The 26,425-nt window shown below is 71.6% G+C and carries 25 protein-coding genes and 1 pseudogene; 15 read left to right on the forward strand and 11 right to left on the reverse strand.

Features of this window, described 5'->3' with window-relative positions; translation table 11 throughout:
• Positions 1-120 precede the first annotated feature (120 nt).
• From OOK07_RS03735 to OOK07_RS03755, 5 genes are all read left to right on the forward strand, one after another.
• Positions 121-963 carry a transglutaminase domain-containing protein gene (locus OOK07_RS03735; protein ID WP_266794962.1) on the forward strand — a complete coding sequence of 281 codons (843 nt, stop codon included), beginning with the start codon at positions 121-123 and terminating at the stop codon, positions 961-963.
• A gap of 67 nt (positions 964-1,030) precedes the next feature.
• Positions 1,031-1,372 carry a PQQ-binding-like beta-propeller repeat protein gene (locus OOK07_RS03740; protein WP_266794964.1) on the forward strand — a complete coding sequence of 114 codons (342 nt, stop codon included), beginning with the start codon at positions 1,031-1,033 and terminating at the stop codon, positions 1,370-1,372.
• 4 nt (positions 1,373-1,376) lie between these two features.
• A complete protein-coding gene (locus tag OOK07_RS03745; RefSeq protein WP_406311230.1) occupies positions 1,377-2,585 on the forward strand; it encodes an MFS transporter in 1,209 nt (402 codons plus the stop codon).
• A 92-nt stretch (positions 2,586-2,677) separates the two neighbouring features.
• A complete protein-coding gene (locus OOK07_RS03750) occupies positions 2,678-2,974 on the forward strand; it encodes a zinc-ribbon domain-containing protein (RefSeq protein ID WP_266683309.1) in 297 nt (98 codons plus the stop codon).
• A gap of 186 nt (positions 2,975-3,160) precedes the next feature.
• Entirely contained in the window at positions 3,161-3,901 is a 741-nt protein-coding gene (locus tag OOK07_RS03755) for a maleylpyruvate isomerase family mycothiol-dependent enzyme (protein WP_266676910.1), read from the forward strand.
• A gap of 9 nt (positions 3,902-3,910) precedes the next feature.
• Here the strand turns inward: OOK07_RS03755 and OOK07_RS03760 are convergent, their stop codons facing one another.
• On the reverse strand, positions 3,911-4,303 hold the full coding sequence (locus OOK07_RS03760) for a MarR family winged helix-turn-helix transcriptional regulator (protein WP_266676911.1): 393 nt from the start codon (positions 4,301-4,303) through the stop codon (positions 3,911-3,913).
• Positions 4,304-4,389: 86 nt separating this feature from the next.
• Here OOK07_RS03760 and OOK07_RS03765 point away from each other — a divergent pair, with 86 nt between their 5' ends.
• Together OOK07_RS03765 and OOK07_RS03770 are read left to right on the forward strand one after the other, a co-directional pair.
• Positions 4,390-5,865 carry an MFS transporter gene (locus OOK07_RS03765; RefSeq protein ID WP_266676912.1) on the forward strand — a complete coding sequence of 492 codons (1,476 nt, stop codon included), beginning with the start codon at positions 4,390-4,392 and terminating at the stop codon, positions 5,863-5,865.
• 73 nt (positions 5,866-5,938) lie between these two features.
• Entirely contained in the window at positions 5,939-6,223 is a 285-nt protein-coding gene (locus OOK07_RS03770; protein WP_266676913.1) for a DUF6332 family protein, read from the forward strand.
• Here OOK07_RS03770 and OOK07_RS03775 read toward each other — a convergent pair.
• The 3 genes from OOK07_RS03775 to OOK07_RS03785 all read right to left on the reverse strand — a co-directional run bounded on the left by OOK07_RS03775 (position 6,184) and on the right by OOK07_RS03785 (position 8,882).
• Positions 6,184-6,849, reverse strand: a complete 666-nt coding sequence (locus OOK07_RS03775; protein WP_266794966.1) for a response regulator — start codon at positions 6,847-6,849, stop codon at positions 6,184-6,186. The two genes, OOK07_RS03770 and OOK07_RS03775, sit on opposite strands and share 40 nt — an antisense overlap.
• Positions 6,846-8,081 carry a sensor histidine kinase gene (locus OOK07_RS03780; protein ID WP_266794968.1) on the reverse strand — a complete coding sequence of 412 codons (1,236 nt, stop codon included), beginning with the start codon at positions 8,079-8,081 and terminating at the stop codon, positions 6,846-6,848. The genes OOK07_RS03775 and OOK07_RS03780 overlap by 4 nt, the downstream gene beginning before the upstream one ends.
• A 114-nt stretch (positions 8,082-8,195) precedes the next feature.
• Positions 8,196-8,882, reverse strand: a complete 687-nt coding sequence (locus OOK07_RS03785; protein ID WP_266794969.1) for a TetR/AcrR family transcriptional regulator — start codon at positions 8,880-8,882, stop codon at positions 8,196-8,198.
• Between the two features lie 169 nt (positions 8,883-9,051).
• Between OOK07_RS03785 and OOK07_RS03790 the strand changes: the two genes are divergently transcribed.
• Positions 9,052-9,501: a nitroreductase family deazaflavin-dependent oxidoreductase gene (locus OOK07_RS03790; protein WP_266676917.1), complete on the forward strand. Its 450-nt coding sequence runs from the start codon at positions 9,052-9,054 to the stop codon at positions 9,499-9,501.
• Here the strand turns inward: OOK07_RS03790 and OOK07_RS03795 are convergent.
• Positions 9,491-10,798, reverse strand: a complete 1,308-nt coding sequence (locus OOK07_RS03795) for a geranylgeranyl reductase family protein (RefSeq protein ID WP_266794971.1) — start codon at positions 10,796-10,798, stop codon at positions 9,491-9,493. The genes OOK07_RS03790 and OOK07_RS03795 overlap by 11 nt on opposite strands.
• Before the next feature lie 132 nt (positions 10,799-10,930).
• Between OOK07_RS03795 and OOK07_RS03800 the strand changes: the two genes are divergently transcribed.
• From OOK07_RS03800 to OOK07_RS03810, 3 genes are all read left to right on the forward strand, one after another.
• Positions 10,931-12,286 carry a dipeptidase gene (locus OOK07_RS03800; protein WP_266676919.1) on the forward strand — a complete coding sequence of 452 codons (1,356 nt, stop codon included), beginning with the start codon at positions 10,931-10,933 and terminating at the stop codon, positions 12,284-12,286.
• Between the two features lie 93 nt (positions 12,287-12,379).
• Positions 12,380-12,604, forward strand: a complete 225-nt coding sequence (locus tag OOK07_RS03805) for a hypothetical protein (RefSeq protein WP_266794973.1) — start codon at positions 12,380-12,382, stop codon at positions 12,602-12,604.
• 11 nt (positions 12,605-12,615) lie between these two features.
• Positions 12,616-13,671 (forward strand): BUD32 family EKC/KEOPS complex subunit, encoded by a 1,056-nt coding sequence (locus tag OOK07_RS03810; RefSeq protein WP_266794975.1) that lies wholly within the window; start codon positions 12,616-12,618, stop codon positions 13,669-13,671.
• Positions 13,672-13,780: 109 nt separating this feature from the next.
• Here the strand turns inward: OOK07_RS03810 and OOK07_RS03815 are convergent, their stop codons facing one another.
• Together OOK07_RS03815 and OOK07_RS03820 are read right to left on the reverse strand one after the other, a co-directional pair.
• A complete protein-coding gene (locus OOK07_RS03815) occupies positions 13,781-14,824 on the reverse strand; it encodes an NUDIX hydrolase (protein WP_266676921.1) in 1,044 nt (347 codons plus the stop codon).
• Between the two features lie 144 nt (positions 14,825-14,968).
• Positions 14,969-15,247: a hypothetical protein gene (locus OOK07_RS03820; protein ID WP_266683311.1), complete on the reverse strand. Its 279-nt coding sequence runs from the start codon at positions 15,245-15,247 to the stop codon at positions 14,969-14,971.
• Positions 15,248-15,778: 531 nt separating this feature from the next.
• On the opposite strand from OOK07_RS03820, the gene OOK07_RS03825 reads away from it, so the two are divergent.
• Positions 15,779-17,800, forward strand: a complete 2,022-nt coding sequence (locus OOK07_RS03825) for an NPCBM/NEW2 domain-containing protein (protein WP_266794977.1) — start codon at positions 15,779-15,781, stop codon at positions 17,798-17,800.
• Between the two features lie 48 nt (positions 17,801-17,848).
• On the opposite strand, the gene OOK07_RS03830 is transcribed toward OOK07_RS03825, so the two are convergent.
• Positions 17,849-18,796, reverse strand: coding sequence for an ROK family protein (locus OOK07_RS03830; RefSeq protein ID WP_266794979.1), 948 nt, complete (start codon positions 18,794-18,796; stop codon positions 17,849-17,851).
• Positions 18,797-19,030: 234 nt separating this feature from the next.
• Between OOK07_RS03830 and OOK07_RS03835 the strand changes: the two genes are divergently transcribed.
• Both OOK07_RS03835 and OOK07_RS03840 read left to right on the forward strand, forming a co-directional pair.
• The gene (locus OOK07_RS03835; protein ID WP_405673068.1) at positions 19,031-20,080 is read left to right on the forward strand and encodes a LacI family DNA-binding transcriptional regulator; all 1,050 of its coding nucleotides are present in this window, start codon (positions 19,031-19,033) and stop codon (positions 20,078-20,080) included.
• Positions 20,081-20,086: 6 nt separating this feature from the next.
• Positions 20,087-20,900, forward strand: a pseudogene (locus OOK07_RS03840) (hypothetical protein).
• Here the strand turns inward: OOK07_RS03840 and OOK07_RS03845 are convergent.
• Both OOK07_RS03845 and OOK07_RS03850 read right to left on the reverse strand, forming a co-directional pair.
• Positions 20,846-22,792 (reverse strand): serine/threonine-protein kinase, encoded by a 1,947-nt coding sequence (locus OOK07_RS03845; protein ID WP_266794982.1) that lies wholly within the window; start codon positions 22,790-22,792, stop codon positions 20,846-20,848. The pseudogene OOK07_RS03840 and the gene OOK07_RS03845 sit on opposite strands and share 55 nt — an antisense overlap.
• A gap of 99 nt (positions 22,793-22,891) precedes the next feature.
• Entirely contained in the window at positions 22,892-24,196 is a 1,305-nt protein-coding gene (locus OOK07_RS03850; RefSeq protein WP_266676927.1) for a DUF6986 family protein, read from the reverse strand.
• Between the two features lie 225 nt (positions 24,197-24,421).
• Between OOK07_RS03850 and OOK07_RS03855 the strand changes: the two genes are divergently transcribed.
• Positions 24,422-25,363 carry an endonuclease/exonuclease/phosphatase family protein gene (locus tag OOK07_RS03855; RefSeq protein WP_266794984.1) on the forward strand — a complete coding sequence of 314 codons (942 nt, stop codon included), beginning with the start codon at positions 24,422-24,424 and terminating at the stop codon, positions 25,361-25,363.
• Positions 25,364-25,421: 58 nt separating this feature from the next.
• Here OOK07_RS03855 and OOK07_RS03860 read toward each other — a convergent pair whose 3' ends face one another.
• A complete protein-coding gene (locus OOK07_RS03860; protein ID WP_266676929.1) occupies positions 25,422-26,384 on the reverse strand; it encodes an electron transfer flavoprotein subunit alpha/FixB family protein in 963 nt (320 codons plus the stop codon).
• Positions 26,385-26,425 lie beyond the last annotated feature (41 nt).

Here is a 26,425-nt window from a genome sequence, read left to right on the forward strand (position 1 = left end):
GCACCGACCGGTGGCGGCGAACCGTCCTCGCACCACCCAGCAGAGTTGAACGCGTTCAGTTTTTCCGTCAAGATGCCTCGTGCGGTCCATCGCGGAGCGCGGGACGAGAGGACCACGGTCATGACGAGTTCACTGCTCACGCCACGAGGCCGTCGCCACATCGGCACGACCGGCGCGGGACCAGGTGCGGGACCGGTGGCGGGACCGGTGGGGAGCACGGTGGGGAGCACGGCACCGACGCGGATCCTCGACTGGCAGCATCCGCTGGTCACCTCGCTGCTCCGGCAGACCGGCATGGCCGCCGACTCGGCGGCCGGCCCGGGGGCCGCCGCGGGGCCCTTCCACAGGATGGCGGCCCTGCGCCGGGCCCACCGACGGATCGCCTCGACCGTCCGGCCGGTGTACTCGGTGCAGGACGAGCGCCCCGTCTCCACCGTGCTTCGCCACGGCCGCGGCTCGTGCAGCCAGCGGCTGGCCGTACTGGAGTCCGTGGCGCGGGCGTCCGGGGTGGCCACGCGGGTGCGCGGCCTGCTGGTGGACGGGGCGTTCTGGTATCCGCGCTTTCCCCGGCTGCACCGGATCGTCCCGGACCAGGTGCTGTTGGCCTGGCCGGAATTCCGCCTGGCCGGACTGTCGCCCGGCGTGCACCCCACCGCCCCCTGGCTGCCGGTCTCGGAACTCTTCGGCAGCCTCGACGAGTTGAGCGAACGTCAGGGAGGTGGCTTCACCAATGCCGGCGCGGAGACGCTCTTCGACGCGTTGTCCCGGACGGCGATCGACTGGGACGGTGCGACGCTCTGCCCGGCCACCGGCCCCGCATGCGACCTCTCGGCCCATGTCCTGGCGGACCTGGGTCACTTCGACTCACGTGACGAACTCTTCGCGCAGCACGGCCAGACCCTCTGCCGGACGGCGAGAATGCTGGCCGAGCCCGTCCTGGGGCGTCGCTCGGCGGGCACCTGACAACCAGCGGTCCAGCACGCCGCTTCACCTGGGTGTGGACCCGGGCCGCCGCTGGAGTGAACGGCTCATGCCGGAAGGCAACGAGACCCTGCTCGCCCTTGATCTCAAACGCGGCAAACCGCTGTGGACCGGTTCGCGCGAGCTGCGCGTCTTCAGCGAACCCGCCCTCCACGACAGCCGGTTGTACGTCAACCTGCCGGACACCAGCATCCTCGCTCTCGACCCGCGCACGGGCAGGGAGGCCGGCCGCACCACCCCGGCCTTCGGCGCCGTGGGCCCGCTCCTTCGAGGAGCCGACTGCGAACTCGGAGCCGCCGCCGCTGGTGGGCACGGTGCTGTACGGGGTAAGCGGTCCGGGGGTCTCGGTGGCAGCGCCCCTTGCCCCGGCTGCATCCGACTCTTAGCCTGAGTTTGTGCCGCAAATAAACAAATCCCGAACGCACAATGTCGTGCCGGGCAACCACACCACCGGCCTCACCCGGCTCCGCACAGCCCTGACCGTGTTCTTCGCCCTCGACGGCTTCATCTTCGCCGGCTGGGTCGTCCGGATCCCCGCCATCAAGGAGCAGACCGGGGCCTCTGCCGGCACCCTCGGTCTCGCCCTGCTCTGCGTCTCCGCCGGTGCCGTCGTCACGATGATGCTCACCGGCCGTCTGTGCCGCCGCTACGGCAGCCACCCCGTCACCGTGATCTGCGGCGTCCTGCTCTCCCTCAGCGTCGCCCTGCCGCCGCTCACCCACTCGGCACTGACCCTCGGCGCCGCCCTGCTGGTCTTCGGCGCCGCCTACGGAGGGATAAACGTCGCGTTCAACAGCGCGGCGGTCGACCTGGTCAGAGCCCTGCAACGGCCCATCATGCCGAGTTTCCACGCCGCCTTCAGCCTGGGCGGCATGATCGGCGCCGGACTCGGCGGCCTGATCGCCGGGTCCCTGTCCCCCACGCGGCACCTGCTCGGCCTCACCGTGATCGGGCTGCTCGTCACGGCCCTGACGGGCCGGGTCCTGCTGCGCGTCCAGCCCCCGGGTCCACCCGAGACCTCGCCGACGGACCAACCCGCCCCACGCCGCCTGGACGCCCGCACCCGGGGTCTCGTCGTCACCTTCGGTCTGATCGCCCTCTGCACGGCCTACGGCGAGGGAGCCCTGGCCGACTGGAGCGCCCTGCACCTGGAACAGGACCTCCACGCCACACCGGGCGCGGCGGCGGTCGGCTACGCCAGCTTCGCGCTCGCCATGACCATCGGCCGGCTCACCGGCACACGGCTGCTCGAACGTCTGGGCCGGACCCGCACCCTGGTCTCCGGCGGCACCACGGCCGCGGTCGGCATGCTGCTCGGCGCGCTGGCTCCCTCCCTGTGGGCTGCGCTCCTCGGCTTCGTCGTCACCGGGCTCGGGCTCGCCAACCTCTTCCCCGTCGCCGTCGAACGCGCCGGGACGCTGGCCGGGCCCGACGGTGTCGCGATCGCGTCCACCCTCGGCTACGGCGGCATGCTCCTGGGGCCACCCGCCATCGGCTTCATGGCGGACTGGTTCTCCCTCCCCGCCGCCCTCACCAGCGTTGCGGCACTTGCCGCCACGGCAGCTGCCATCGGACTCGTCACCCGACGTGCGGCAGAACGCTGACTCCTCCCGGCGGTCCGTGCCGCTTTCGGGAGAGGATTGCGGTGGCGTCCTCCATCCGGCGCCGGGCACCGACCCAGGAAAGGGCCGACCTCGTGATCGTCTTTGGCACCAAGGGATATCTGTACCAGCTCGCGATACTGACGCTGGTGTGCGGCAGTTGCAGCACACCAGCAGCTCACACGCTCAGGAAGCGCGTCACGAAGTTCACCCTGTTCTTCGTGCCGCTGTTCCCCATCTCCACGAAGTACGCGACGCAGTGCACCTTCTGCGGCGCGGAGCAGAAGGTCACGCGGGAACAGGCCGAGCAGTTGCAGACGCAGGCCGCGGGCGTTCCCGGCGGCCAGTCGTACGGGCAGCCGCAGCAGCCGTACCAGCGTCCCGGAGCCTGATCGGTCACCGACCCGGCTGAAAGCAGGGCAGCGCGCCGAGCCCGTCGCTGCCCTGAGCGCTTCCGCACCAACGCCTCCGTCAGTCCGCGCTACGGCACGGCCGGCCGGCCGGAACGCCGCTGCATCTGGCGGACCCAGACCGCGCGCTCTTCCCTTGAACCGCGCTCCATCCTGCACACTTACCCCATGGAGACCGCCGAGTTCGTGGAGATCCTGGACGGGGAGGGCCGGCTCCTCTTCCTGGCCGCCGAGGCGGCGGGGACCGACGCCAAGGTGCCGACCTGCCCTCAGTGGCAGGTGCGTGATCTGGTGCGGCACACCGGGATGGTGCACCGCTGGGCGGCCGCGTTCGTGGCCGAGGGACACATCTCGTACCACCCCGACGGCGGGCTGCCCGACCTGGACGGCGACGAGCTGCTCGCCTGGTTCCGCGAAGGTCACCGACACCTCGTCGGCACCCTCTCCAGCGCCCCGCCCGACGTCCGGTGCTGGCACTTCCTGCCCGCGCCCTCCCCGCTCGCGTTCTGGGCACGCCGGCAGGCGCACGAGACCACGGTGCACCGGATCGACGCGGAGGGGGCGAGGGGCGGCACCCCGGCCGAGATCGCCCCGGCCTTCGCGGCGGACGGCGTGGACGAGCTGTTGCGCGGCTTCCACGCCCGCAGCAGGAGCAAGGTCCGCAGCGACGAGCCCCGCGTGCTGCGGGTGCGGGCGACGGATGCGGACGACGCGGTGTGGACCGTACGACTGTCTCAAAAGCCGCCGGTGGCCACGCGGGACGCGGCGGGGGACGCCGACTGCGAAGTGACGGGGCCCGCCGGGCAGTTGTATCTGGCGCTGTGGAACCGGCTGCCGTTCCCGAAGGTCACCGGGGACGCCGCCGTCGCCGCGCTGTGGCGCGAGAGGTCGGCCGTCACCTGGAGCTGAGAACGGCCCTCACGTGGAGCTGGGGTCGCCCGCCAGCATTTTCGTCAGCACCCCGCGCTGTACCGGCAGCACCTCGCGGTGCAGCGTGCGACCCCTCGCGGTGAGGGCCACGCGGACGCCCCGCCGGTCCTCCGGGCACATGGCGCGCTCGACGAGTTCGTCCTTCTCCAGCCGGGCGATCAGCCGCGACAGCGCGCTCTGGCTCAGATGGACCCGCTCGGAGATCTCCTGCACGCGATAGCCGCAGGCTTCCCCGGCCAGGACGTCCAGCACCTCGAAGTCGCTGGCGCACAGGCCGTGTTGATGCAGTTCACGGTCCAGTTCGCACTGGGTGCGCGCATGCAGCGCCAGGATGTCCCGCCACTGGTCCACGAGCTCGTGCTCGGCCTTCTTCGCCGCCATGGGCCGCACCGTAGCAGAGAAGCGAATTCATTGCATCAGAATTAAATGCCTTTGCATTCAATGCATGCACATGTAGTGTCTCGGGCATGACCTCTCCGCTCACCACTCCCACGACCGAGGGACGCTGGACCCCCCGGCTGTGGGGCACCCTGCTGGTGCTCTGCGCCGCGATGTTCCTGGACGCGCTCGACGTGTCGATGGTCGGCGTCGCGCTGCCGTCCATCGGCACCGACCTCGACCTGTCCACCTCGACCCTGCAGTGGATCGTCAGCGGCTACATCCTGGGATACGGCGGCCTGCTCCTGCTCGGCGGACGCACCGCCGACCTGCTCGGCAGGCGCCAGGTCTTCCTGATCGCCCTGGGCGTGTTCGCGCTCGCCTCACTGCTCGGCGGGCTCGTCGACTCGGGACCGCTGCTGATCGCCAGCCGCTTCATCAAGGGCCTGAGCGCGGCCTTCACCGCGCCCGCCGGCCTGTCCATCATCACCACGACCTTCGCCGAGGGCCCGCTGCGCAACCGCGCCCTGTCCATCTACACCACTTGCGCGGCCACCGGCTTCTCGATGGGCCTGGTGCTCTCCGGCCTGCTCACCGAGGCCAGTTGGCGCCTCACCATGCTGCTGCCCGCGCCCATCGCCCTGATCGCCCTGGTGGCGGGCCTGAAGCTGCTCCCGCGCAGCGAGCGCGAGAAGGACCACAACGGCTACGACATCCCCGGCGCCGTCCTCGGCACCGCGTCGATGCTGCTGCTCGTCTTCACCGTCGTACAGGCGCCCCAGGCCGGCTGGGCGTCGGCCCGCACACTGTTGTCCTTCCTGGCCGTCGCCGTCCTGCTCACCGTGTTCGTCCTGGTCGAGCGGCGCTCGCCCGGTCCGCTGATCCGGCTGGGCGTGCTGCGCTCCGGCAGCCAGATCCGCGCCCAGCTCGGCGCGATGGCCTTCTTCGGGTCCTACGTCGGCTTCCAGTTCCTGGTCACCCTGTACATGCAGTCGCTGCTGGGCTGGTCGGCGCTGCACACGGCACTGGCCTTCCTGCCTGCGGGCGCGCTGGTGGCGGTGTCCTCCACGAAGGTCGGCTCGATCGTCGACCGGTTCGGCACCCAGCGGCTGATCGCGGCCGGGTTCGCGCTGATGGTCGTCGGGTACGCGCTGTTCCTGCGCGTGAACCTCGACCCGGTCTACGCCGCCGTCATCCTGCCGTCGATGCTGCTGATCGGCGCGGCCTGCGCACTGGTCTTCCCCTCGCTCAACATCCAGGCCACGAACGGGGTCGAGGACCACGAGCAGGGCATGGTGTCCGGTCTTCTCAACACGTCGGTGCAGGTGGGCGGCGCGATCTTCCTGGCCGTCGTGACGGCCGTGGTGACCGCGGGAGCCCCCGAACACGCCACCCCGCAGGCCGTATTGGACGCCTACCGGCCCGGTCTGGTGGTGGTCACGGGCATCGCCGTCGCCGGGTTGCTGATCACTCTGACGGGCGTGCGTACCCGTCGTCCTCAGCAGTCCGTCATGGTCGCCAAGTCCACCGCGGTGGAGGCGGAGCGCGTACCCGTACGCGACTAGGGGGACGCCTCAGCGTCGTGCGCCCGGCGGAGCCCCCTTGCCCCGCCGGGCGCACGGCTGTGAAACTCCGTGTATGACCGAATACGGGGGACGGCGCAGTCAGGCCGAGCGGGACGCGATCACCGTCGAGATCGGATACGCGCTGTGCAGCGCGGCGTTCGCGGCGGCGGTCGTCTTCGGGGCGGTCGCCGGTCCGGCGCTGCTCTTCGACCTGCCGCACGGCGTCGAGACGGTGCTGCTGTTCACCGGCCTCGCGCTCGCCCCGGTGCTGTTCCTCGCCCGGGTGGTCAGTGTGCTGGTCCGTGTCGGGCGGCCGGCTCAGCTCAGCCAGCCCGGCCGCACCAGCCCCGACTCGTAGGCGAGCACGACCAGTTGGGCCCTGTCCCGGGCGCCGAGCTTGACCATCGTGCGGCTGACGTGGGTCTTCGCGGTGAGAGGGCTGACGACCAGACGGCGGGCGATCTCGTCGTTGGACAGACCGATGCCGACCAGAGCCATCACCTCCCGTTCCCGTTCGGTGAGTTGACCGAGAGCGCCTTTTGCCGCCGGCTCCTTGGAGCGGGCGGCGAACTCCGCGATCAGGCGTCGGGTCACACCGGGCGACAGCAGCGCGTCGCCGTCCACCACCGCCCTTACGGCGCGAAGGAGTTCGTCCGGTTCGGTGTCCTTGACCAGGAAGCCGGAGGCACCGGAACGGATCGCCTCGAAGACGTACTCGTCGAGCTCGAAGGTGGTGAGCATGACCACCTTGACGCCTCGCAGCGCCTCGTCGTCGGTGATCCGGCGGGTCGCCGCCAGCCCGTCCAGCACCGGCATGCGGATGTCCATCAGGACGATGTCGGGGCACAGTTCACGCACCTTGCCCAGCGCATCCTCACCGTCGGAGGCCTCCCCGGCCACCTCGATGTCGGGCTGTGCGTCGAGCAGCGCCTTGAAGCCGGCCCGCACCAGTGACTGGTCGTCGGCGAGCAGTACACGGATCACCGGTCGTCCTCCTCGGCCTTCGCCTTCAACGGCAGTACGGCGAGCACCCGGAAGCCGCCGTCCGTGCGCGGGCCCGCCTCGATCGTGCCACCCAGCGCGGCGGCCCGTTCCCGCATTCCGGCCAGACCGTTGCCGCTGCCGCCCGCGTCGGCGCCGGTCGCGGGCCCGTCGTCGTCGACGCGCAGCCGTAGCGTCCGCCGGTCGTGGTCGACGTGCACGCGCGCGTGGCGCGAGACCGAGTGCCGTACGACGTTGGTGAGGGCCTCCTGGACGATGCGGAAGGCGGCGAGGTCGGTGCCGGGCGCGAGCCGGGGCGGCTCGCCCTCGACGTCCACCGTCAGCCCCGCGCTCGCCGCCTGCTCCACCAGTTCGGACAGCCGGTCGAGGCCGGGAGCCGGAGCACGCGGCGCCTCTCCGGGTGTGCGGAGCGTGTCGAGGACCTGGCGGACCTCCCCCAGCGCCTCCTTGCTGGCGGCCTTGATGGTGGTGAGCGCGGTGCGTGCCTGCTCGGGGTCGGTGTCGAGGAGAGCGAGACCGACGCCCGCCTGGACGTTGATCACCGAGATGCTGTGCGCGAGGACGTCGTGCAGTTCGCGGGCGATCCGCAGCCGCTCCTCGTCGGCCCGCCGGCGCGCGGCCTGCGCCCGCTCCGCCCGTTCCCGGCCCCACTGCTCGCGCCGGGCGCGGGCCAGTTCCGACAGCGCCACGATCGCCACCACCCAGGTGGCGATCACGCCTTCCGGCGCCCAGGAGGCCGCCGAGTCCCCGGACGGCGGCAGCCAGCGGTACAGCCAGTGGCCCACCAGCACATGCCCGGCCCAGAGCATCCCCACCGCGGCCCAGGCCGCCCGCCGATGTCCAGCGACCACGGCACTGAAGCAGGCCAGTGCCACGGTGAGGAAGACCGGCCCGTACGGGTAACCCGCACCCAGGTAGATCATCGCGGCCGCCGCCGTACCGAACACGACGGCCACCGGATGCCGCAGTCGCCACAGCAGCAGCACCGAGCCCACCAGCAGCAGTGCGCGCGCGAAGGGGTCCAGGGGGGCCCGCTCCCCCGTCTGCTGGTGTGCCGCGTAGTTGGAGCCGGCGAGCACGAAGAAGGTGAGCAGCGCGGTGGAACGCCACGGCCACCGGGTCGACTGCTGTTCGTCGACCCAGCGGTGCAGCCCCGGCGGCCCGTGCCGCCACCACTGAGGCGGTCCGGCCCCGCGTGCTCGCTGCTCGTCCATGCCCGCCACGCTAGACGTCATCGGGCCTGGTGGGCGTCAGCCGGGCGTGGTGATCAGGAGTACTCCCCGGGAAGTACGCGGGGCGCCCGCGCTCACCTCAGCTCCACTCGGCGCTCACCTCAGCCCCACTCCCCGGGCGAGCTGTCCCACCGCATGCCGGAAGAACCTTTCCCGGTCCTCGACCAGGCGGTTGAACTGTCCGAACAGCTCGAAGCCGACCAGCCCGAACAACTGGGCCCAGGCCGCGACCAGGGCCGCCGAGATCTCCGGCGGGAGGTCGGGGGCGATGTCGGCGCTGAGGCGCTCGGCCTCGGGGCGCAGTTCGGCGGGGAGCGGCGGGAAGGTCACGCCCGGGCCCCTGACGGCGTCCCGCAGGATGCCGATCATCACGAGGCCGACACGGGACGCGGCCGGGACGGTGGTGTCGGGGGCGACGTAGCCGGGGACCGGAGAGCCGTAGATCAGGGCGTATTCGTGGGGGTGCGCGAGGGCCCAGGCGCGTACGGCTTCGCAGACGGCGATCCAGCGTGGAGCGGGGGCGGCGTCGGAAGCATCGTCGCGCGCCGTCTCCGCGGCCTCGCCGAGGGAGTCGTACGCGTCGATGATGAGTGCCGTCAGCAGGTCGTCGCGGCTCGGGAAGTAGCGGTAGAGCGCGGAGGAGACCATGCCGAGCTCCCGGGCGACGGCGCGCAGCGAGAGTTTGGAGGCACCCTCGGCGGCGAGCTGTCTGCGTGCCTCTTCCTTGATGGCGGCGGTGACCTCGACCCTGGCTCGGGCGCGTGCGCTGTGTGCGGTGCTCATAGGAGCAGTCTCCCACGAAACGAGAGCAGTGCACACAATGGAGAGCGGCGAACAAAAAAGAGAGCGCCGCTCTTGCCATGGATCACCGATCCGGTGCAGACTCTTCCTCAAGCGAGAGCAGTGCTCACAAAAGAGAGCGTCGCTCTTCACGTGACCGATGGGGGTCCTCATGTCCACGCACGTCCAGAAGCCCGGCTGGCTCACCGTCAACGTGTTCAACCGCGCCGTGGCATGGATGACCCGCCGCGGCCTCAGTGTCTGGGGCTCCAGGGTTCTGGCGGTCCGCGGCCGCAAGAGCGGCGAGTGGCGGACCACCCCCGTGAACCTGCTGACCGTGGACGGCCAGCAGTACCTGGTCGCGCCGCGCGGCCACGTCCAGTGGACGCACAACATGCGCGCGGCGGGCGGCGGTGAGCTGCGGCTCGGCAAGAACGTGGACGTGTTCACCGCGACCGAGGTCGGCGACGACGACAAGGTCCCGCTGCTGCGGGCCTACCTCAAGCGCTGGAAGACCGAGGTCGGCGTCTTCTTCAACGGGGTCGGCCCCGACTCCCCGGACACCGAGCTGCGGCGCATCGCACCCGACCACCCCGTCTTCCGCGTCACGGTCACGAGCTGACCTCGCCGCCCGCCGAAGGCTCGCCACCCGAGGGAGACTCCCCGGACACCGGGGACTCCCCACCCGACGGGGAGTCGCCACCCACCGGCCGACGCCGGTCGAGCGCTGTCAGAGCGCGCTGGGCCATGGGGTGGGTGCGCACGAGCTCGGCGAGGGACGTCGCCCCCCGTGTGATGTCCCTGAACGCGTTCCAAGCGGGCCGGAACCCGGTGAGCGCCGCGTGGAACAGGCCGGGACGGCGCTCGAACGCCGTGAGCAGTGCCTTGCCGACGCTCATCTCGACGCCGAGCCCCGCCTTGATCGCGAACGCGTAGTTCAGTGCCTGGCGCCGGGTGTCCACCGCGTCGTGCGCCTCGGCGATCCGCACCGCCCACTCCCCCGCGAGCCGCCCCGAGCGCAGCGCGAAAGAGATGCCCTCACGGGTCCACGGCTCCAGCAGGCCCGCCGCGTCCCCGCACACCAGCACCCGCCCGCGCGACAGGGGCGAGTCGTCGGCCCTGCACCGGGTCAAGTGGCCGGAGGAGATGCTCGGTTCGAAGCCGGCGAGGCCGAGCCGCCCGATGAACTCCTCCAAGTACCGCTTCGTCGCGGCGCCTTCACCGCGCGCCGAGATCACGCCGACCGTGAGCGTGTCGCCCTTGGGGAACACCCAGCCGTAACTGCCGGGCATCGGCCCCCAGTCGATGAGCACCCGCCCCCGCCAGTCCTCGGCGACGGTCTCCGGCACCGGAATCTCCGCCTCCAGGCCGAGATCCACCTGGTCGAGCTTCACCCCGACGTGCGCTCCTATGCGGCCGGCGCTGCCGTCGGCGCCCACCACGGCCCGCGCGAGCAGCGTCTCGCCGCCCTGCAGGAACAGGGCGACGGTACGCCGGTCCGGTACCGCCGGCCCGTGCTGCTCGACGCGCGTCACGGTGACGCCCGTCCGCAGCTCGGCGCCCGCCTTCTGCGCGTGCTCGACGAGCTGCTGGTCGAACTCGGGCCGGTTGATCAGCCCGAACAGCATCTGCCTGGAGCGCCGGGTCCGGGTGAAGCGGCCGTTGTTCGAGAACGTCACCGCGTGCACCCGGTCCCGCAGCGGCAGCTCGAAGCCGGGCGGCAGGGAGTCGCGCGAGGGGCCGATGATCCCGCCGCCGCACGTCTTGTAACGCGGCAGCTCCGCTTTCTCCAGCAGCAGCACGCTGCGCCCCGCGACCGCAGCCGCGTAGGCCGCCGAGGCGCCCGCGGGTCCCGCGCCCACCACGACGACGTCCCACACTCGCTGTACGTCGTCCGCCGAAGAGTTCTCGCCGCTCACGATGGTCCGCTGCTCCGATCAAGCTGCCTGCCACACCTGTCCCCCGCATCCTACGGCGGACATCACCGCAGGCCGCTGTGGGAGGATCCCGATATCCACATGTTCAACGTCGCACCCACAAGGAGCGTGCCCATGTCGTCGAATCCGGTCGCCGAGACCGTCGCCTCGCTGATACCGAGGGCGAAGGCGGAGCTCGCCGAACTGGTGGCGTTCAAGTCGGTGGCGGACTTCGACCAGTTCCCGAAGAGCGAGAGCGAGGGCGCCGCGAACTGGGTCGCCGACGCCCTGCGCACCGAGGGCTTCCAGGACGTGGCCCTCCTCGACACCCCCGACGGCACGCAGTCCGTCTACGGCTACCTGCCCGGCCCCGACGGCGCCAGGACCGTCCTGCTCTACGCCCACTACGACGTGCAGCCGCCGCTGGACGAGGCCGCGTGGACCAGCCCGCCGTTCGAGCTGACCGAGCGCGACGGCCGCTGGTACGGGCGCGGTGCCGCCGACTGCAAGGGCGGCGTGATCATGCACCTGCTCGCGCTGCGCGCCCTCAAGGCCAACGGCGGCGTGCCCGTGCACATCAAGGTCATCGCCGAGGGCTCGGAGGAGATGGGCACGGGCGGCCTGGAGCGGTACGCCGAGGAGCACCCCGGTCTCCTGACGGCCGACACGATCGTCATCGGCGACGCGGGCAACTTCCGCGTCGGACTGCCCACGGTCACCTCCACCCTGCGCGGCATGGCCCTTGTCCGTGTGCGGATCGACACCCTCGAAGGCAACCTGCACTCCGGCCAGTTCGGCGGCGCCGCCCCCGACGCGCTGGCCGCGCTGATCCGGGTCCTCGACTCGCTGCGCGCCGAGGACGGCTCGACGACGGTCGACGGACTCACCCCCGAAAGCCGGTGGGAGGGCCTGCAGTACGACGAGGAGCAGTTCCGCCGGGACGCCAAGGTGCTGGACGGCGTACAGCTGATCGGCTCGGGCACCGTCGCCGACCGGATCTGGGCGCGCCCGGCCGTCACCGTCCTCGGCATCGACTGCCCGCCCGTCGTGGGCGCCACCCCTTCCGTGCAGGCGGGCGCACGCGCGCTGGTCAGCCTGCGGGTGCCGCCGGGCGTGGACGCGGCCGAGGCGACCAAGCTGCTGCAGGCCCACCTGGAGGCCCGCACGCCGTGGGGCGCCCGGGTGAGCGTCGAGCAGACAGGGCAGGGCCAGGCGTTCAGCGCCGACACCACCAGCCCGGCGTACGCGGCCATGGCCGAGGCGATGGAGGTCGCCTACCCCGGCCAGGAGATGCAGTACGCGGGACAGGGCGGCTCCATCCCGCTGTGCAACACCCTCGCCTCCCTCTACCCGCAGGCGGAGATCCTCCTGATCGGCCTGAGCGAGCCGGAGGCCCAGATCCACGCGGTGAACGAGAGCGTCTCGCCCGAGGAGCTGGAGCGCCTGTCGGTGGCCGAGGCACTGTTCCTGCGCAACTACGCGGCGAGCTGACCACTCCACTTCCCACCTGCTTCCGGTCTGCAACCGGTCTGCTTCCAGCAGAGGGCCCTCGTCTTCGGGCGGGGGCCTTTCCACGGTCGCCTGATGAACATCATCGAGCCTCCTCCTCCCCTCCTCCATCTCCTCCAGCGCCTCCGCTTCCCCGTCGGCCAGGCCCGTCTCGGGCGGGACGGCGACGAGGTGACGCTGACCGAAGCGGTTCCGGGAGGCTCGGCGCCCGCGGCGTCACCGCTGCGCGGCGGTCCGGTGATCGGGCACGCCGCGACGGCACTTGGCCGATCGGCAGACACACACCCGCTCACAGCCTGACCATGGACGTCATGTCCTCCGCCACGCGCCGCACCACCCACGCCGACCTCGCCACCTCCCTGGCCCTCTTGAGCGACCGTGAGCTGGCGGACCTGGTGGAGTCGGCGGCGCCCCTCGGTTCCGGGATCGGTGGGCGTTCGGCGTTGGTCGACGTGGAGGGGCACCGCGTGTTCGTGAAGCGGGTGCCGCTCACGGATATCGAGCTGGCAGCCGAGAACGCGCAGTCCACGGGGAACCTCTTCGGGCTGCCGCCGGCCTGCCACTACGGCACCGGGCGCAGCCCGGGCATCGGTGCCTGGCGCGAGCTGGCCGTGTACACGATGACGACGAACTGGGTGCTGGCCGACCGTTTCCCGGGCTTCCCGTTGATGCATCACTGGCGTGTTCTGCCGGATTCCCCACAGCCACCTCCCGCGGAACTGGCCGACGTGGAGGGAGTGGTGGGCTACTGGAGCGGTTCCCGTCAGGTGCGTGAACGTCTTGAGGCGCTGCGGAAGGCGTCCGCGAGCCTCACCCTGTTCCTGGAGTACTTTCCGCACACCCTCCACGACTGGCTCGACACCCAGGTGCGCACCGCCGAAGCCGACCGGGTCTGCACGCGGGTGGACGAGTGGCTGGGGGCCCTGAGCTCGTTCCTCCACGATCACGAACTGGCCCATTTCGACGCCCACTTCCAGAACATCCTGACCGACGGCGAGGACTTCTGCCTCACCGACCACGGCCTCGCACTCAGCTCCCGGTTCCGGCTCACCCGGCAGGAGCGCGCCTTCTTCGACCGGCACCGCGACTACGACCTCGTCTATTCCCGGGCCCACCTGGTGAACTGGCTCGTGACCGCTCTGTACGGCTACGACCGGCAGGAGCGGGAGGCCTTCGTGCGGGCCTGCGCGATCGGGGCGCGCACGGAGGGCATCCCCCGAACCGCCGCCGCGATCATCGCCCGTGACGCGCCCCTCACCGCCGTCCTCAACGGCTTCTTCGACCGGCTGCGGAAGGACGGCAGCCGCACCCCCTACCCGTACGAGGAACTGCGCCTCGCCTACAACAGCTCCGCGCTCTCCGCGTAGCGGCAGACGACCGGGTTCCCACCGCCCCGGCGCGTGATGAAGCCGAGGGCGGCGCTGGTCTCGGCGCGGGCGGTCCCCAGCCCGGTACCTCGCGGGGATGCGGCACAGGTCAGCCGACCGGAACGCCCGCCTCCAGGTACAGCGCCGCCCCGCGTTCGCGCGCCCGCAACGCCCACCGCAGCCGTTCGTAGCGCACCGGCGGCAGCAGGTCCGCGGCCTCCTCCTCGGTGGCGAACCGCCAGGCGCGCAGCTCGGGTCCGGGCAGCAGGAGTTGTGCCGCCTCCGTGGAGTCGAGGCGGCCGCCGTCGAAGAGGAGGCGCAGGCCGCCGTAGCCGGGAGGCGCGGGTGCCTCCCAGTCGACGACCAGGAGGCGGGGGACGTCGTCGAGACGGATGCCGGTCTCCTCGGCGACCTCGCGCATACCGGCGCGGGCGGGGGCCTCGCCGGGCTCGACGACGCCCCCGGGGAACTCCCAGCCGGCCTTGTAGGTGGGGTCGACGAGAAGGAACCGGTCCTGTTCGTCGAAGAGGAGGACGCCGGCCGCGAGGGTCTCGGAGGTGGGCTCGGGCGTCTGCACGATGTCACACACCGCGACGTCGCCTGCGCCGACCGCCTCCGCGATGCGGACCGCCGCCTGGTAGGCGGTCAGCGCACCGGTGTCGACGAGATGGGCGTCGGCGGTGAGCCAGGAGGCGAGGGCGGCACGGTACGACTCGATGTGGTCGTACGACCACTGCCGTATCCGTATCTCGCCGTCCGGCAGGTCCGGCGGCACCTCCCGGCGGGCTGTTCGCTCCCGCAGGATCGTTTCCGCCGGAGCGAGGAGGACATGCCGGACCGCGATCCGGCGGGCCGCGAGGCCGCCGAAGATCTCGTCGCGGTACTCCTGGCGCAGCAGGGTCATGGGGACCACGAGGGTCCCGCCGAGCTCGGCGAGCAGGGCGGCCGCCGTGTCGATCACGAGCCGTCGCCAGACCGGCAGGTCCTGGAAGTCACCGACCTCGGCGAGGTGCTTGGGCGGCAGCAGGTGCGTCAGCGCTCCGCCGATGACCTCGGGGTCGAAGAGCGTGCTGTTCGGGATCAGCTCGATCAGTTCCCGTGCGGTGGTGGTCTTCCCCGCACCGAACGCGCCGTTGATCCAGACGACGGTCACAGGTCCCCCTCTTCTGTTGGCCCCCTGAGGCTTGCCCGCTCCACCCTGCCACCAAAACCAGCCCCCGTTGAGGGCGCCGAAAGTGCAGACGCCGGTGGCCCCGTCAGTGGGGACACCGGCGTCGTGCCCAAAGGGCCCGGCTCGTCAGCCGACGTGGCCGTTCTTCCCGTGGGGGGCGTTGGCCATGGCCAGGCGGTACTCCTTGGCGATGGTCGGGTCGAGGGCGCCGAGGGCACCCTCGACTTCGGATCCGAGCACGGCCGGGCGCCCGAGGGAATGGGACGGCGTGGGGGCCGTGTCGTCCGTGGGGGCGGACGACGGCGTGGGGGCGGGGTCGTTCCCGAGGGCGTGGGACGGCGATACGGCCGCGACGACGAAACCGGTGGCGAGGGAGGCGATGGCGAGCATGCTGCGCTTCTTCATGACCGGATCAACTGTCGGGCACGGCCAGGGGTCACGCATTCCGGGCGTGCTCGACAGGAGCCGGCTTGAGGAGGACGGACCGGCGGGACCGACGGCCACATCCATGTCGACCCCGGGATGATGCTCGACGATCCCGCCGTCCGCGGCCTGCCGGCCCGCCACGTTCGCCCTCTTCGGCGACCCGCCGGGCGCCGTCACCTCGGGCTGCGGACCGCGGGTGCCGTACGCGATGACCTCCAGGCGCCCGGAGAGCGTCACGAGCCTGCCGTGCCGGCAAGACTCCGCACGGGAGCAGCTGCGCCTCGCGGACCGGATCGACCGCCTCGGCGGCTCGCCCGCGGCGGCCCTTCCCCTTCCCCGGGACCGGTGCCGCCGGGTCGCGGCGCACCTTGGTGACCTGGCGCGGAGGGTCGCGAACGGTTGACCGCGGTCCGCCCGGCCCGTGCCGCCGGCTACGACCTACCGTAAGCGCGCAGTTGTGACATATACATGACGTCATCCCACCTTTCGCGTGTTCGGAGGAACGTAACGATGCGTCACCTTCACACCCGCACAACCCGCCGAAGAGTGGTCGGAGCGCTCACCGCAGGACTCCTGTGCGCGGCGGGCCTGGCCGCGCCGGCCCTGGCGGCACCCGCCGGTGAGCCCACCGCGCCCACTCTGGCCGACAGCCTCGCCCTCACCCCGCCGATGGGCTTCAACAACTGGAACTCCACGCACTGCCGTCCCGAGTTCAACGAGTCCATGGGCAAGGGAACCGCGGACCTCTTCGTCGAGAAGGGCCTCAAGGACGCCGGATACCAGTACGTCAACCTCGACGACTGCTGGGCGCTGCCGAACCGGGACGCGGACGGCAGACTCGTACCGGATCCGGTCCGCTTTCCGAACGGGATCAAGGCGGTCGCCGACTATGTGCACTCCAAGGGGCTCAAGCTCGGCATCTACACCAGCGCGGGCACGAAGACGTGCGACAGCGCCGGATTCCCGGGTGCGCTCGGTCACGAGTACAGCGACGCCCGGCAGTTCGCGGACTGGGGCGTGGACTATCTCAAGTACGACAACTGCAATAACCAGGGCGTGGACGCCAAGCTGCGCTACACCACCATGCGCGACGCTCTCAAGGCGACCGGCCGGCCCATCGTGTACAGCATCTGCGAATGGGGTCAGAACAAACCCTGGGAATGGGCGGCCGAAGTGGGCCATTCGTGGCGCACGACCGGTGACATCAGCGACAGCTGGGGCTCGATGCTGTCCATCCTGAAGCAGAACCTGCCGCTCGCGCCGTACGCCGGCCCCGGGCACTGGAACGACCCCGACATGCTGGAGGTCGGCAACGGCGGCATGACCGACACCGAGTACCGCTCCCACTTCTCGATGTGGTCGGTCATGGCCGCCCCGCTCCTGATCGGATCCGACCTGCGCAAGGCGTCCCGGTCGACCTTCGACATCCTCGCCAACAAGGAGGTCGTCGCCGTCGACCAGGACCCGCTGGGCAAGCAGGGCACGGTCGTCTCCTCCGAGGGCGGGCGCTGGGTCGTGGCCAAGGAGATGAAGGACGGCAGCCGCGCGGTGGCCCTCTTCAACGAGTCCGGGACCGCCCAGCACATCGCCACGAACACCGGGGCCGTGGGCCTGCCCCACGCCGCCGCGTACACCCTGCGCGACCTGTGGCAGCACAAGAGCTACAACACCGCCGGCACCATCTCGGCGACCGTCCCGGCGCACGGAACGGTTCTCGTACGGGTCTTTGCCGACCACAGATGGGCCCAGCAGCCGCCCGCCGTCGAACTCGGCCTGGACGGCAGCCCGTTGATCGAGGCGGGCAAGCCGGCCACGCTGACCTCCGTCGTCACCGACCTGGGCCGTACCCCCGCCCTGCGCGTCGGGGCGGAGCTGACCGGGCCCGGGGGATGGACGGTCAGGGCGGCTTCTCGGACCACCTCCGCCGTCGTACCGACCGGCCACGCCCTGCGCACCACGTGGTCGCTCACCCCTCCGGCCGGGACGCCGACCGGTTCGTACGACCTGACGCTCAGGGCGAGTTACCGCTCCCCGGCCGGTGACCGGGTCGAAAGCACGGTCCCACTGACGGCTTCGGTGGTCGTACCGCCGCCCTCGGGCACCTCCGGACTCGGCGACCTGCCATGGCTGTCGGCCACCAACGGCTACGGGCCCGTCGAGCGCAACACCAGCAACGGGGAGAGCGCCGCGGGCGACGGCCACCCCCTGACAGTCGGCGGTGTGGTGTACGGCAAGGGGCTCGGCGTCCACGCGGAGAGCGCCGTCGAGTACTACGCCGGGACGGCGTGCGAGACGGTCACCGCGGATGTCGGCGTCGACGACGAGAAGGGCGCGAAGGGCACCGTCGCCTTCGAGATCTGGGCCGACGGCACCAAGGTCGCCTCGACGGGCGTTCTCACCAACGCGCAGCCGGCCCAGCCGCTGACCGCTGACGTGACCGGCGCCCAGGTGGTCCGCCTGGTCGTGACCGACGGCGGCGACGGCATCGACTCGGACCACGCGGACTGGGCGAACGCCCGGTTGACCTGCTGAGCCCGCCAAGGACCCGGCAACAGGGGTGAACGTTCCTGCTGGGACCTGTCAGACCGTGGCCGCGTCCGCCCGCCTGGCGAGCGCGGCCGCGGCCGCTCCGACCAGTCCGGCGTCCGTGCCCATCTGGGCCGGCGTGATCTCCAGGCGCTGCACGAAGGACAGGGTCGCGTAGTCGCCCAGGGCCTTGCGCAGCGGTGCGAACAGGACATCGCCGGCCTTGCCCACGCCACCGCCGATCACGGCGATGTCGATCTCGACGAGCGTGGCGGTGGCAGCGATTCCGGCGGCCAGCGCCTGGGCGGCCCGCTCGAAGGAGGCCACGGCGACCGGGTCACCGGCACGTGCGGCGGCGGCAACCGCGGCGGCGGAGATGTCGCCGTCGGGGCCGGGCCGCCAGCCGTTGTCGAGGGCCCGGCGGGCGATGTTCGGGCCGCTCGCGATGCGCTCCACACAGCCGCGCGAGCCGCAGGGGCACGGGTCGCCGTCGAGTTCGACGCAGATGTGACCGATGTGGCCGGCGTTGCCCGTGGGACCTGGGTGAAGCTGGCCGTTGAGGACCAGACCGCCGCCGACGCCTGTGGAGACCACCATGCACAGGGCGTTGTCATGGCCGCGGGCGGCGCCCTGCCAGTGCTCGGCTGCCGTGATCGCCACGCCGTCGCCGATCAGCTCGACGGGCAGACCGTCGGCCGCTTCCTGGACCCGCCGCACGAGCGGGTAGTCGCGCCAGCCCGGCACGTTCACCGGGCTCACCGTGCCCGCGGAGGCGTCCACCGGACCGGCACTGCCGATGCCGAGGGCCGTGGCCCGTCCCCACAGAGACGAGGCCGTCAGCTCGCCGAGGACCTCCTCGACCGCGCCCATCACGGTCTCGCCGTCCTGCTGTGCGGGCGTCGCGCGCTGCGCACGCACCAGGATCCGGCCGTGACCGTCCACCAGCGCCCCGGCGATCTTGGTACCGCCGATGTCGAGCGCGCCCACGAGGTCGGTGTGCATCAGTGTCGGATCTCCCCGTCAACCATCGAATCTCCGGTCGTTCAGGGAGATTTCCCCGTCGACCGCAAAGAAAGTGTGAGCCGGTCTCGCGGTGGGGGCGGAGGCCGGAGATTGCGGTGGACAGTCTCCCTTGCGCATGACAACGTTGTCCAGGCCCTATGCTCGACGCCACATCCTCATACAAACTCATGGTCGACGCATCCCCGTGGACGAGACAGGACAGGACAGCGCATCGTGCCCGAGACCGCTCGCCGAACAGCCCCCCTTTCCGGAACGCGTTACGGCAACCGTCCGACCATGAAGGATGTGGCGGCACGCGCCGGTGTGGGCCTCAAGACCGTCTCCCGCGTGGTCAATGGCGAGCCCGGCGTCACGCCCGAGACCGAGCGCCGCGTCCAGGAAGCCATCGACGCGCTGGGCTTCCGCCGCAACGACAGCGCGCGGGTCCTGCGCAAGGGCCGCACCGCCAGCATCGGCCTCGTCCTGGAGGACCTCGCCGACCCGTTCTACGGCCCCCTCAGCCGCGCGGTCGAGGAGGTGGCCCGCGCGCACGGCGCCCTGCTGATCAACGGCTCCAGCGCGGAGGACCCCGACCGTGAGCAGGAACTGGCCCTGGCGCTGTGCGCGCGGCGGGTGGACGGACTGGTGATCATCCCGGCCGGTGGCGACCACCGCTATCTCGAGCCCGAGATCAAGGCGGGCGTCGCCACGGTCTTCGTCGACCGGCCGGCCGGGAAGATCGACGCCGATGTCGTCCTGTCCGACAACTACGGCGGCGCCCGCGACGGCGTCGCCCATCTCATCGCCCACGGCCACCGCCGGATCGGCTTCGTCGGCGACATGCCCCGGATCCACACGGCCGCCGAGCGACTGCGCGGTTACCGTGCCGCCATGGAGGACGCGGGCACAACGGTCGCGGACTCGTGGATGTCCCTGGGCGTCACGGACCCGCAGCGGGTGCGCCGGGCCACCGAGGAGATGCTCTCAGGACCCGATCCCGTCACCGCGATCTTCGCCGGCAACAACCGGGTGACGGTCACCGCGGTCCGCGTTCTCGCCGAGCAGGCACGCCCGGTCGCCCTGGTCGGCTTCGACGACATCGAGCTGGCCGACCTACTGCAGCCGGGCGTCACCGTCGTCGCCCAGGACGCCGCGGCTCTCGGCCGCACCGCCGCCGACCGCCTCTTCCGCCAGCTGGACGGCACTCTGCTCACCCCGGAACGCATCGAACTGCCGACCCGGCTGATCACCCGTGGCTCGGGCGAGCTGCCCCCGACGGACTGAGCGGTCATGGGCAGCCATGCGGACCGCACTCTCGAAGCACTGGGCCTGGCCGAAGCCCCGCGGAGGTTTCCGCTGCTCTACCCGGGCGCCTGGCCGTCGCAGTCCGGGCTCCTGGACGGCGACCGGCTGCTGCCGCTCGACCGCCTCGTCCACCACGACCGGGTCCCCGTCCTTGCCGTCGGCTCCAACGCCTGCCCTGGCCAACTGCGCGACAAGATGACCGAGTCCGGCATCACCTCGCCGATCCCGATCGTGCGCACCCGGGTCACCGGCATCGGCGTGGGTGTCTCCGCGCACGTCAGCCGCCTGGGATACGTCTCCGCGTCACCGGTCGACGCACCCGGCACCGTACGGGAGCTGTTCCTCACCTGGCTCGACGCCGAGCAGCTCGGGGTGATCGACGCGAGCGAGGGCGTGCCATTGCCCTACGGCAACTTCCGGCGCGCCTGGCTGCCGGCTCCGGACGTGCGGATCGAGCTGGAGGACGGTACGCGACTGCCCGGGGTGTACGTCTACGTCAACCGCCGCGGGGTTCTGCACAACGGCTCGGGGGCACCTCGTGGGCACCCCGGCCAGCGGGCGCTGATCACCGAACTCCTCGTCGGATCGGCCCGGTTGAGGGAGCTGTTCGGTGTCACACCCGAGGAGTTCTGCGCACGGGCGCGGGCCGACGCGCGGCTGTGCGAGCAGGGCACCCGGGTGTTCGCCGAGGAGAAGCTGGTGACGGTGTCGGGGCTGGAGCGGTACGTGACGGACGCGTGAGCGTCAGCAGACCGGCAGCCCCGGGACCGGCTCGTCGTTGTCGCCGCCCTTGATGTAGACGGCGCTGACGTAGACGTTCGCGTTGCCGCTGTCGTCGTCCGTCTTGGCCCACCAGACGTTGGTCCACTTGCCGTACGTCTCGCGGCGGCCGAGGTTCTGCTGGCAGAAGAAGTAGTTGGTGCCCGCGTTGATGACGCCGGCCTCGGTGCCGGAGGCGGTGTAGGACTTGGCGGTGCGCCAGACCTGGCAGTTGTACTTGCCGCCGCCGATGGACTGGCAGGCCGGCGGCTCGGTGGTCGCACCGCCTCCGCCCGTCGTCGTACCGCCGTTGCCTGAACCGCCGTTGATGCCGCCGCCCGACGTGCCCGCGGACGAGCCGCCCGAGGTTCCGCCGCCCGTCGTGCCGCCGCCGGAGGGCTTCGCCGGGGAGGACGGGGAGGCCCCGTCACCATGCTCGGCCCCGCCCTTTTTGCCGGGCGCCCCGGTCCCGTCCGGGGTCTTGTCGCCCTTGTGCTTCGTGGGTTCGGGCGCGCCGGAACGGTCGGCGTCGATGCGCCCGCTCACCGAGCCGGAGGCCCCTGCGCCCGTGGCGGACCCGGCCGGCTTGGCGTCGTCCTTCGTCCCGCCCGAGCCCTTCACCAGGGCGACCGTGGTCCCGGCCGCCGCGAGGACGGCGACCAACGCCGCGGCGGCGAGGAGGGCGCGCCCTCTGCGGCGGGGCGGCGAGGTGGACACGGCACTGGTGGGCGCCGACGCGGGGTACGGGCCCATCGACGCGGACGGCCCGAAGCCGGGCGATGACTGGGCGGTGGGTTCGGCGCCACTCGTGCCGTGCGCGGCGCTCCCGGCCCAGCCGCCGGTCTGCTCGGGCACTCCGGTGGCCGGGAAGTCCGGCCCCGGCTGCTCCGCCGAACCAGAGGGTGGTGTGTCGGCGCCGGGCGGCGCCGTGCCCGTCCCGGCCGGGTCCGTCCCCACGGGTTCCCATGGGCCGAATCCCGGCGGCACCGCCGGAAGACTGCGTTCCGTATCGGGTCTGGGGTCCGTGCCGCCGCGCAGCGTGGCCGTCGGAGTGTCCGAGCCCGCCATGTCCGCGACCGCCTGCAGCAGTCCGCGCGCCCTCTCGGCCTCCGGCCGGGTGTCGGGCCGCTTGTCGAGCAGCTGCCGGAGAACCGGTCCCAGCGCGCCCGCGCGGCGGGGCTCGGCCAGCGGTTCGGTCACGATCGCGGCGAGGGTCGAGTACGTCGACGTACGCCGGAAGGGCGAGGAGCCCTCCACCGCCGCGTACAAGGTGGCGCCGAGGGCCCAGATGTCGGAGGCCGGACCGGGGTCGGCGCCCTGGGCCCGCTCGGGGGCCAGGTAGTCGAGGGAGCCGACGAGTTCGCCGCTGCGGGTGAGGTGGGTGGCGGAGCCGTCGCCCGGGTCCTCCATGGTGGCGATGCCGAAGTCGGTGAGGACGACGCGGCCCGAACGCTCCAGCAGGATGTTGCCGGGCTTCACGTCGCGATGCAGCACGCCGGCCCGGTGGGCGGCGGCCAGCGCGTCCATGACCTTCGCACCGATCTCGGCCGCCTCGCGCGCGTCGAGGGTGCCGCGCTCGCGCAGCACGTCGTCCAGGGACGGTCCGTCGACCAGCTCCATCACGATCAGGGGACGGCCGTCGACCTCCGTGACGTCGTGCACGGCGACGACTCCGGGATGGCGCACCCGGGCCGCCGCGCGGGCCTCGCGCTGCATCCGCAGCCGCAGATCGGCGAGTTCGGGCCCGTAGACGTCGTTGTAGGTGCGCAGCTCCTTGACGGCGACCTCGCGTCCGAGGACCTCGTCGACCGCTCTCCAGACGATGCCCATGCCGCCGCGCCCGAGCTGGGCCACGATGCGATACCGCCCGGCCAGCAGCCGACCGGTCCCGTCGCCCTGGCCCTTTCCTGCCGAAGTCTCCCCCGAAGACACTGCCTGCCGCCCCGTCCCTGTGACATGTCAATGCGTGCCGTACAGACTACGGGGCAGCGGTGACAACACCAGCCGCCGGTGACGGCTGTGACAGGCCCGCTACGTGCCGGAGACGGTGAGGTCGCCGCGCCGGGGTGCCGCGAAGCCCTCCAGGTCGGCCCGGGTCAGACCGGTCACCCGGGCGACCTCGGCGATGTCCAGCGCGCCGCAGTCCAGGCCGCGCAGCAGGTAGCCGCCGAGGGCCTTGGCGGTGGCGGGCTCGTCCATGACGTCGCCGCCGACCCGGCCCGCGTACCGGGCGAGCCGTGCGGCGGCCTGCTCGAAACCCTCGCGGTAGAAGGCGAAGACGGCCGCGTAACGGGTGGGGATGTGACCGGGGTGCATGTCCCAGCCCTGGTAGTAGGCGCGGGCCAGGGCACGGCGGGTCAGGCCGTAGTGCAGACGCCACGCGTCGTGCACCTTCTCGGCCGGGCCGATCGGCAGCACATTGGTCGAACCGTCCGACACCCGCACCCCCGTACCCGCCGCCGCGACCTGCATGATCGCCTTGGCGTGGTCGGCGGCCGGGTGGTCGCTGGCCTGGTAGGCGGCCGAGACGCCGAGGCAGGCGCTGTAGTCGAAGGTGCCGTAGTGCAGTCCGGTGGCGCGCCCCTCGGCGGCCTGGATCATCCGGGCGACGGTGGCGGTGCCGTCGGTGGCGAGGATGGACTGGCTGGTCTCGATCTGGATCTCGAAGCCGATCCGGCCGGCTTCGAGCCCGCGTGCCTTCTCGAACTCCTCCAGCAGCCGAACCATGGCGGTGACCTGCTCCGGGTAGGTCACTTTGGGCAGCGTCAGGACCAGCCCGCCGGGCAGGCCGCCGGCCTCCATCAGGCCGCTGAGGAAGATGTCGAGGGTACGGATGCCCCGGTCGCGCACCGGTGCCTCCATGCACTTCATGCGGATGCCCATGTACGGGGCCGCCGTGCCCTTCTCGTACGCCTCCGCGATCAGCCGGGCGGCGCGGGCCGCCGCCTCGTCCTCCTCGGCGTCCGGGCGGGGGCCGTAGCCGTCCTCGAAGTCGACGCGCAGGTCCTCGATGGGCTCGCGCTCCAGCTTGGCGCGCACGCGCGCGTAGACGGGTTCGGCGAGTTCCGCGGACAGACCGAGGACGGCGGCGAAGGAGGCGGCGTCCGGGGCGTGTGCGTCGAGGGCCGCGAGTGCCCGGTCGCCCCAGGAGCGGACGGTGTCGGCGGCGAAGACGTCACCGGGGACGTAGACGGTGTGCACGGGCTGACGGGTGCCGGGGTCCCCGGGGTAGCGGCGCTCCAACTCGGCGTCGACCGGGGCGAGGGAGGCGCTGATGTCCTCGCTGATCGCACCCGCGAGGCTCGTCGCCACCTTCTCCTGCTGACCCTGACCCATCCCATCCTCCTGTTTTCCGCAGTACGGAATCAACAATCCGCAGAATGAAGTTATCGGTGGACCTTCCGGATGGTCAACACCATGTCCACGGGGAGCAACGCCGTGATCTGGGCGTGTTCACGCCCATCTCACAGCGGGGTATGACCCTTCCCTACCCATGCCCCACCTCACGCACGACTCGCCTCACGCACGACTCGTCCGGCCGTCGCCACCGAAGGAGCCCCCGTGCCGTACCACCGCCGAGTCGCCCGCCGTCTGGGTATGAAGGCTCTGTTGGCCGCTGCCGTCACCGTGCCCCTCTCCAGCGCCGCGATCTCCGCCTCGTCCGCCTCGTCGAGGTCGGCCTCGCCCGCCCCGTCCGTCCCTGGGCAGGCGCGCCGGGTACCCCGTCTCGACGTCATGACCTTCAACCTGCGTTTCGCGAGCACCACCGACCCCAACAGCTGGAGCGCCCGCAGACCGGTGATGCGCGCACTGCTGCGTCGCGCGCACCCTCAGGTCATCGGCACCCAGGAGGGCCTCTACCAGCAGCTGCGCGACATCGACTCCGACCTCGGACCGGACTACGACTGGATCGGCACGGGGCGCGAGGGCGGCAGCCGCGACGAGTCCACGGCGATCTTCTACGACACCGGGCGCCTGGCCCCCGTCGAGCACTACACCTTCTGGCTCTCCGACACCCCGGAAGTCATCCGTTCGAACACCTGGGGCGCCGCCTTCCCCCGCATCGTCACCTGGGTCCGCTTCCGCGATCTGGCCGACGGCGGACGGGAGTTGTACGTCCTCAACACCCACTTCGACCACGCGAGCCAGTACGCGCGCGAGCGCAGCGCCTCCCTGATGACGCAACGGATCGCGCAGCTCGACCGCTCGCTGCCGGTCGTGGTGACCGGCGACTTCAACGTCGCCGCGCACAAAAACCCGGTCTACGACACGCTCGTGGGTTCGGGCGGCCTCGTCGACACCTGGGACGCGGCGGCGCGGCGCAGTCCCCTGTACGGGACCTTCCACGGCTACCGGGGACTCACGCCGGACGGCGACCGCATCGACTGGATCCTGACCACGCCGGGGGTGACGACGCACCGGGCGTCGGTCAACACCTTCTCCGCGGACGGCCAGTTCCCGAGCGACCATCTGCCGGTGCAGGCGTCGATCGGCCTGGAATGAGCCGAGGCCCCCACGGCCGTTCGTGCGGTCGCGGGGGCCTCGGACAGGCGTCGGGAGATCAGCCCTTGCGGGTCTTGATCTCCTCGGTGAGGGCGGGGACGACGTCGAAGAGGTCGCCGACGACGCCGTAGTCGACGAGGTCGAAGATCGGGGCCTCGGCGTCCTTGTTGACCGCCACGATCGTCTTCGAGGTCTGCATGCCGGCCCGGTGCTGGATGGCGCCGGAGATGCCGTTGGCGATGTACAGCTGCGGGGAGACGGACTTGCCGGTCTGGCCGACCTGGTTGGTGTGCGGGTACCAGCCCGCGTCCACCGCGGCACGCGAGGCACCCACGGCCGCACCCAGGGAGTCGGCGAGGGCCTCGATGACTGCGAAGTTCTCGGCGCCGTTGACGCCGCGGCCGCCGGAGACCACGATCGCGGCCTCGGTCAGCTCCGGACGCCCGGTCGACTCACGCGGCGTACGCCCGGTGACCTTCGTGCCGGCCGCCTTCTCGGAGAAGGACACCGCGAGGGCCTCGACCGTGCCGGCGGCCGGGGCGGCCTCGACCGCGGCCGAGTTGGGCTTGACGGTGATGACCGGGATGCCCTTGGCGATACGGGACTTGGTGGTGAAGGAGGCGGCGAACACCGACTGGGTGGCGACCGGACCCTCGTCGCCGGCTTCCAGGTCGGTGGCGTCGGTGATGATGCCGGAGCCGATCCGCAGCGCCAGACGGGCGGCGATCTCCTTGCCCTCGGCGGAGGACGGCACCAGCACCGCGGCCGGCGACACCGCGCCGACGGCGGCCTGCAGCGCGTCGACCTTCGGCACCACCAGGTAGTCGGCGTACTCCGACGCCTCGTGGGTCAGGACCCGGACCGCGCCGTGCTCGGCGAGCACGGCGGCGGTGCCGGCGGCACCGCTGCCCAGCGCGACGGCGACGGGCTCACCGATGCGGCGGGCCAGGGTCAGCAGCTCCAGGGTGGGCTTGCGGACGGCACCGTCCACGTGGTCGACGTAGACAAGAACTTCAGCCATGGGATTGCTCTCCTGCGGAAATTGCGAAGCTGAGGGGCGAG

Origin of the sequence: Streptomyces sp. NBC_00078, from assembly GCF_026343335.1 — a bacterium.
Taxonomy (GTDB): domain Bacteria; phylum Actinomycetota; class Actinomycetes; order Streptomycetales; family Streptomycetaceae; genus Streptomyces.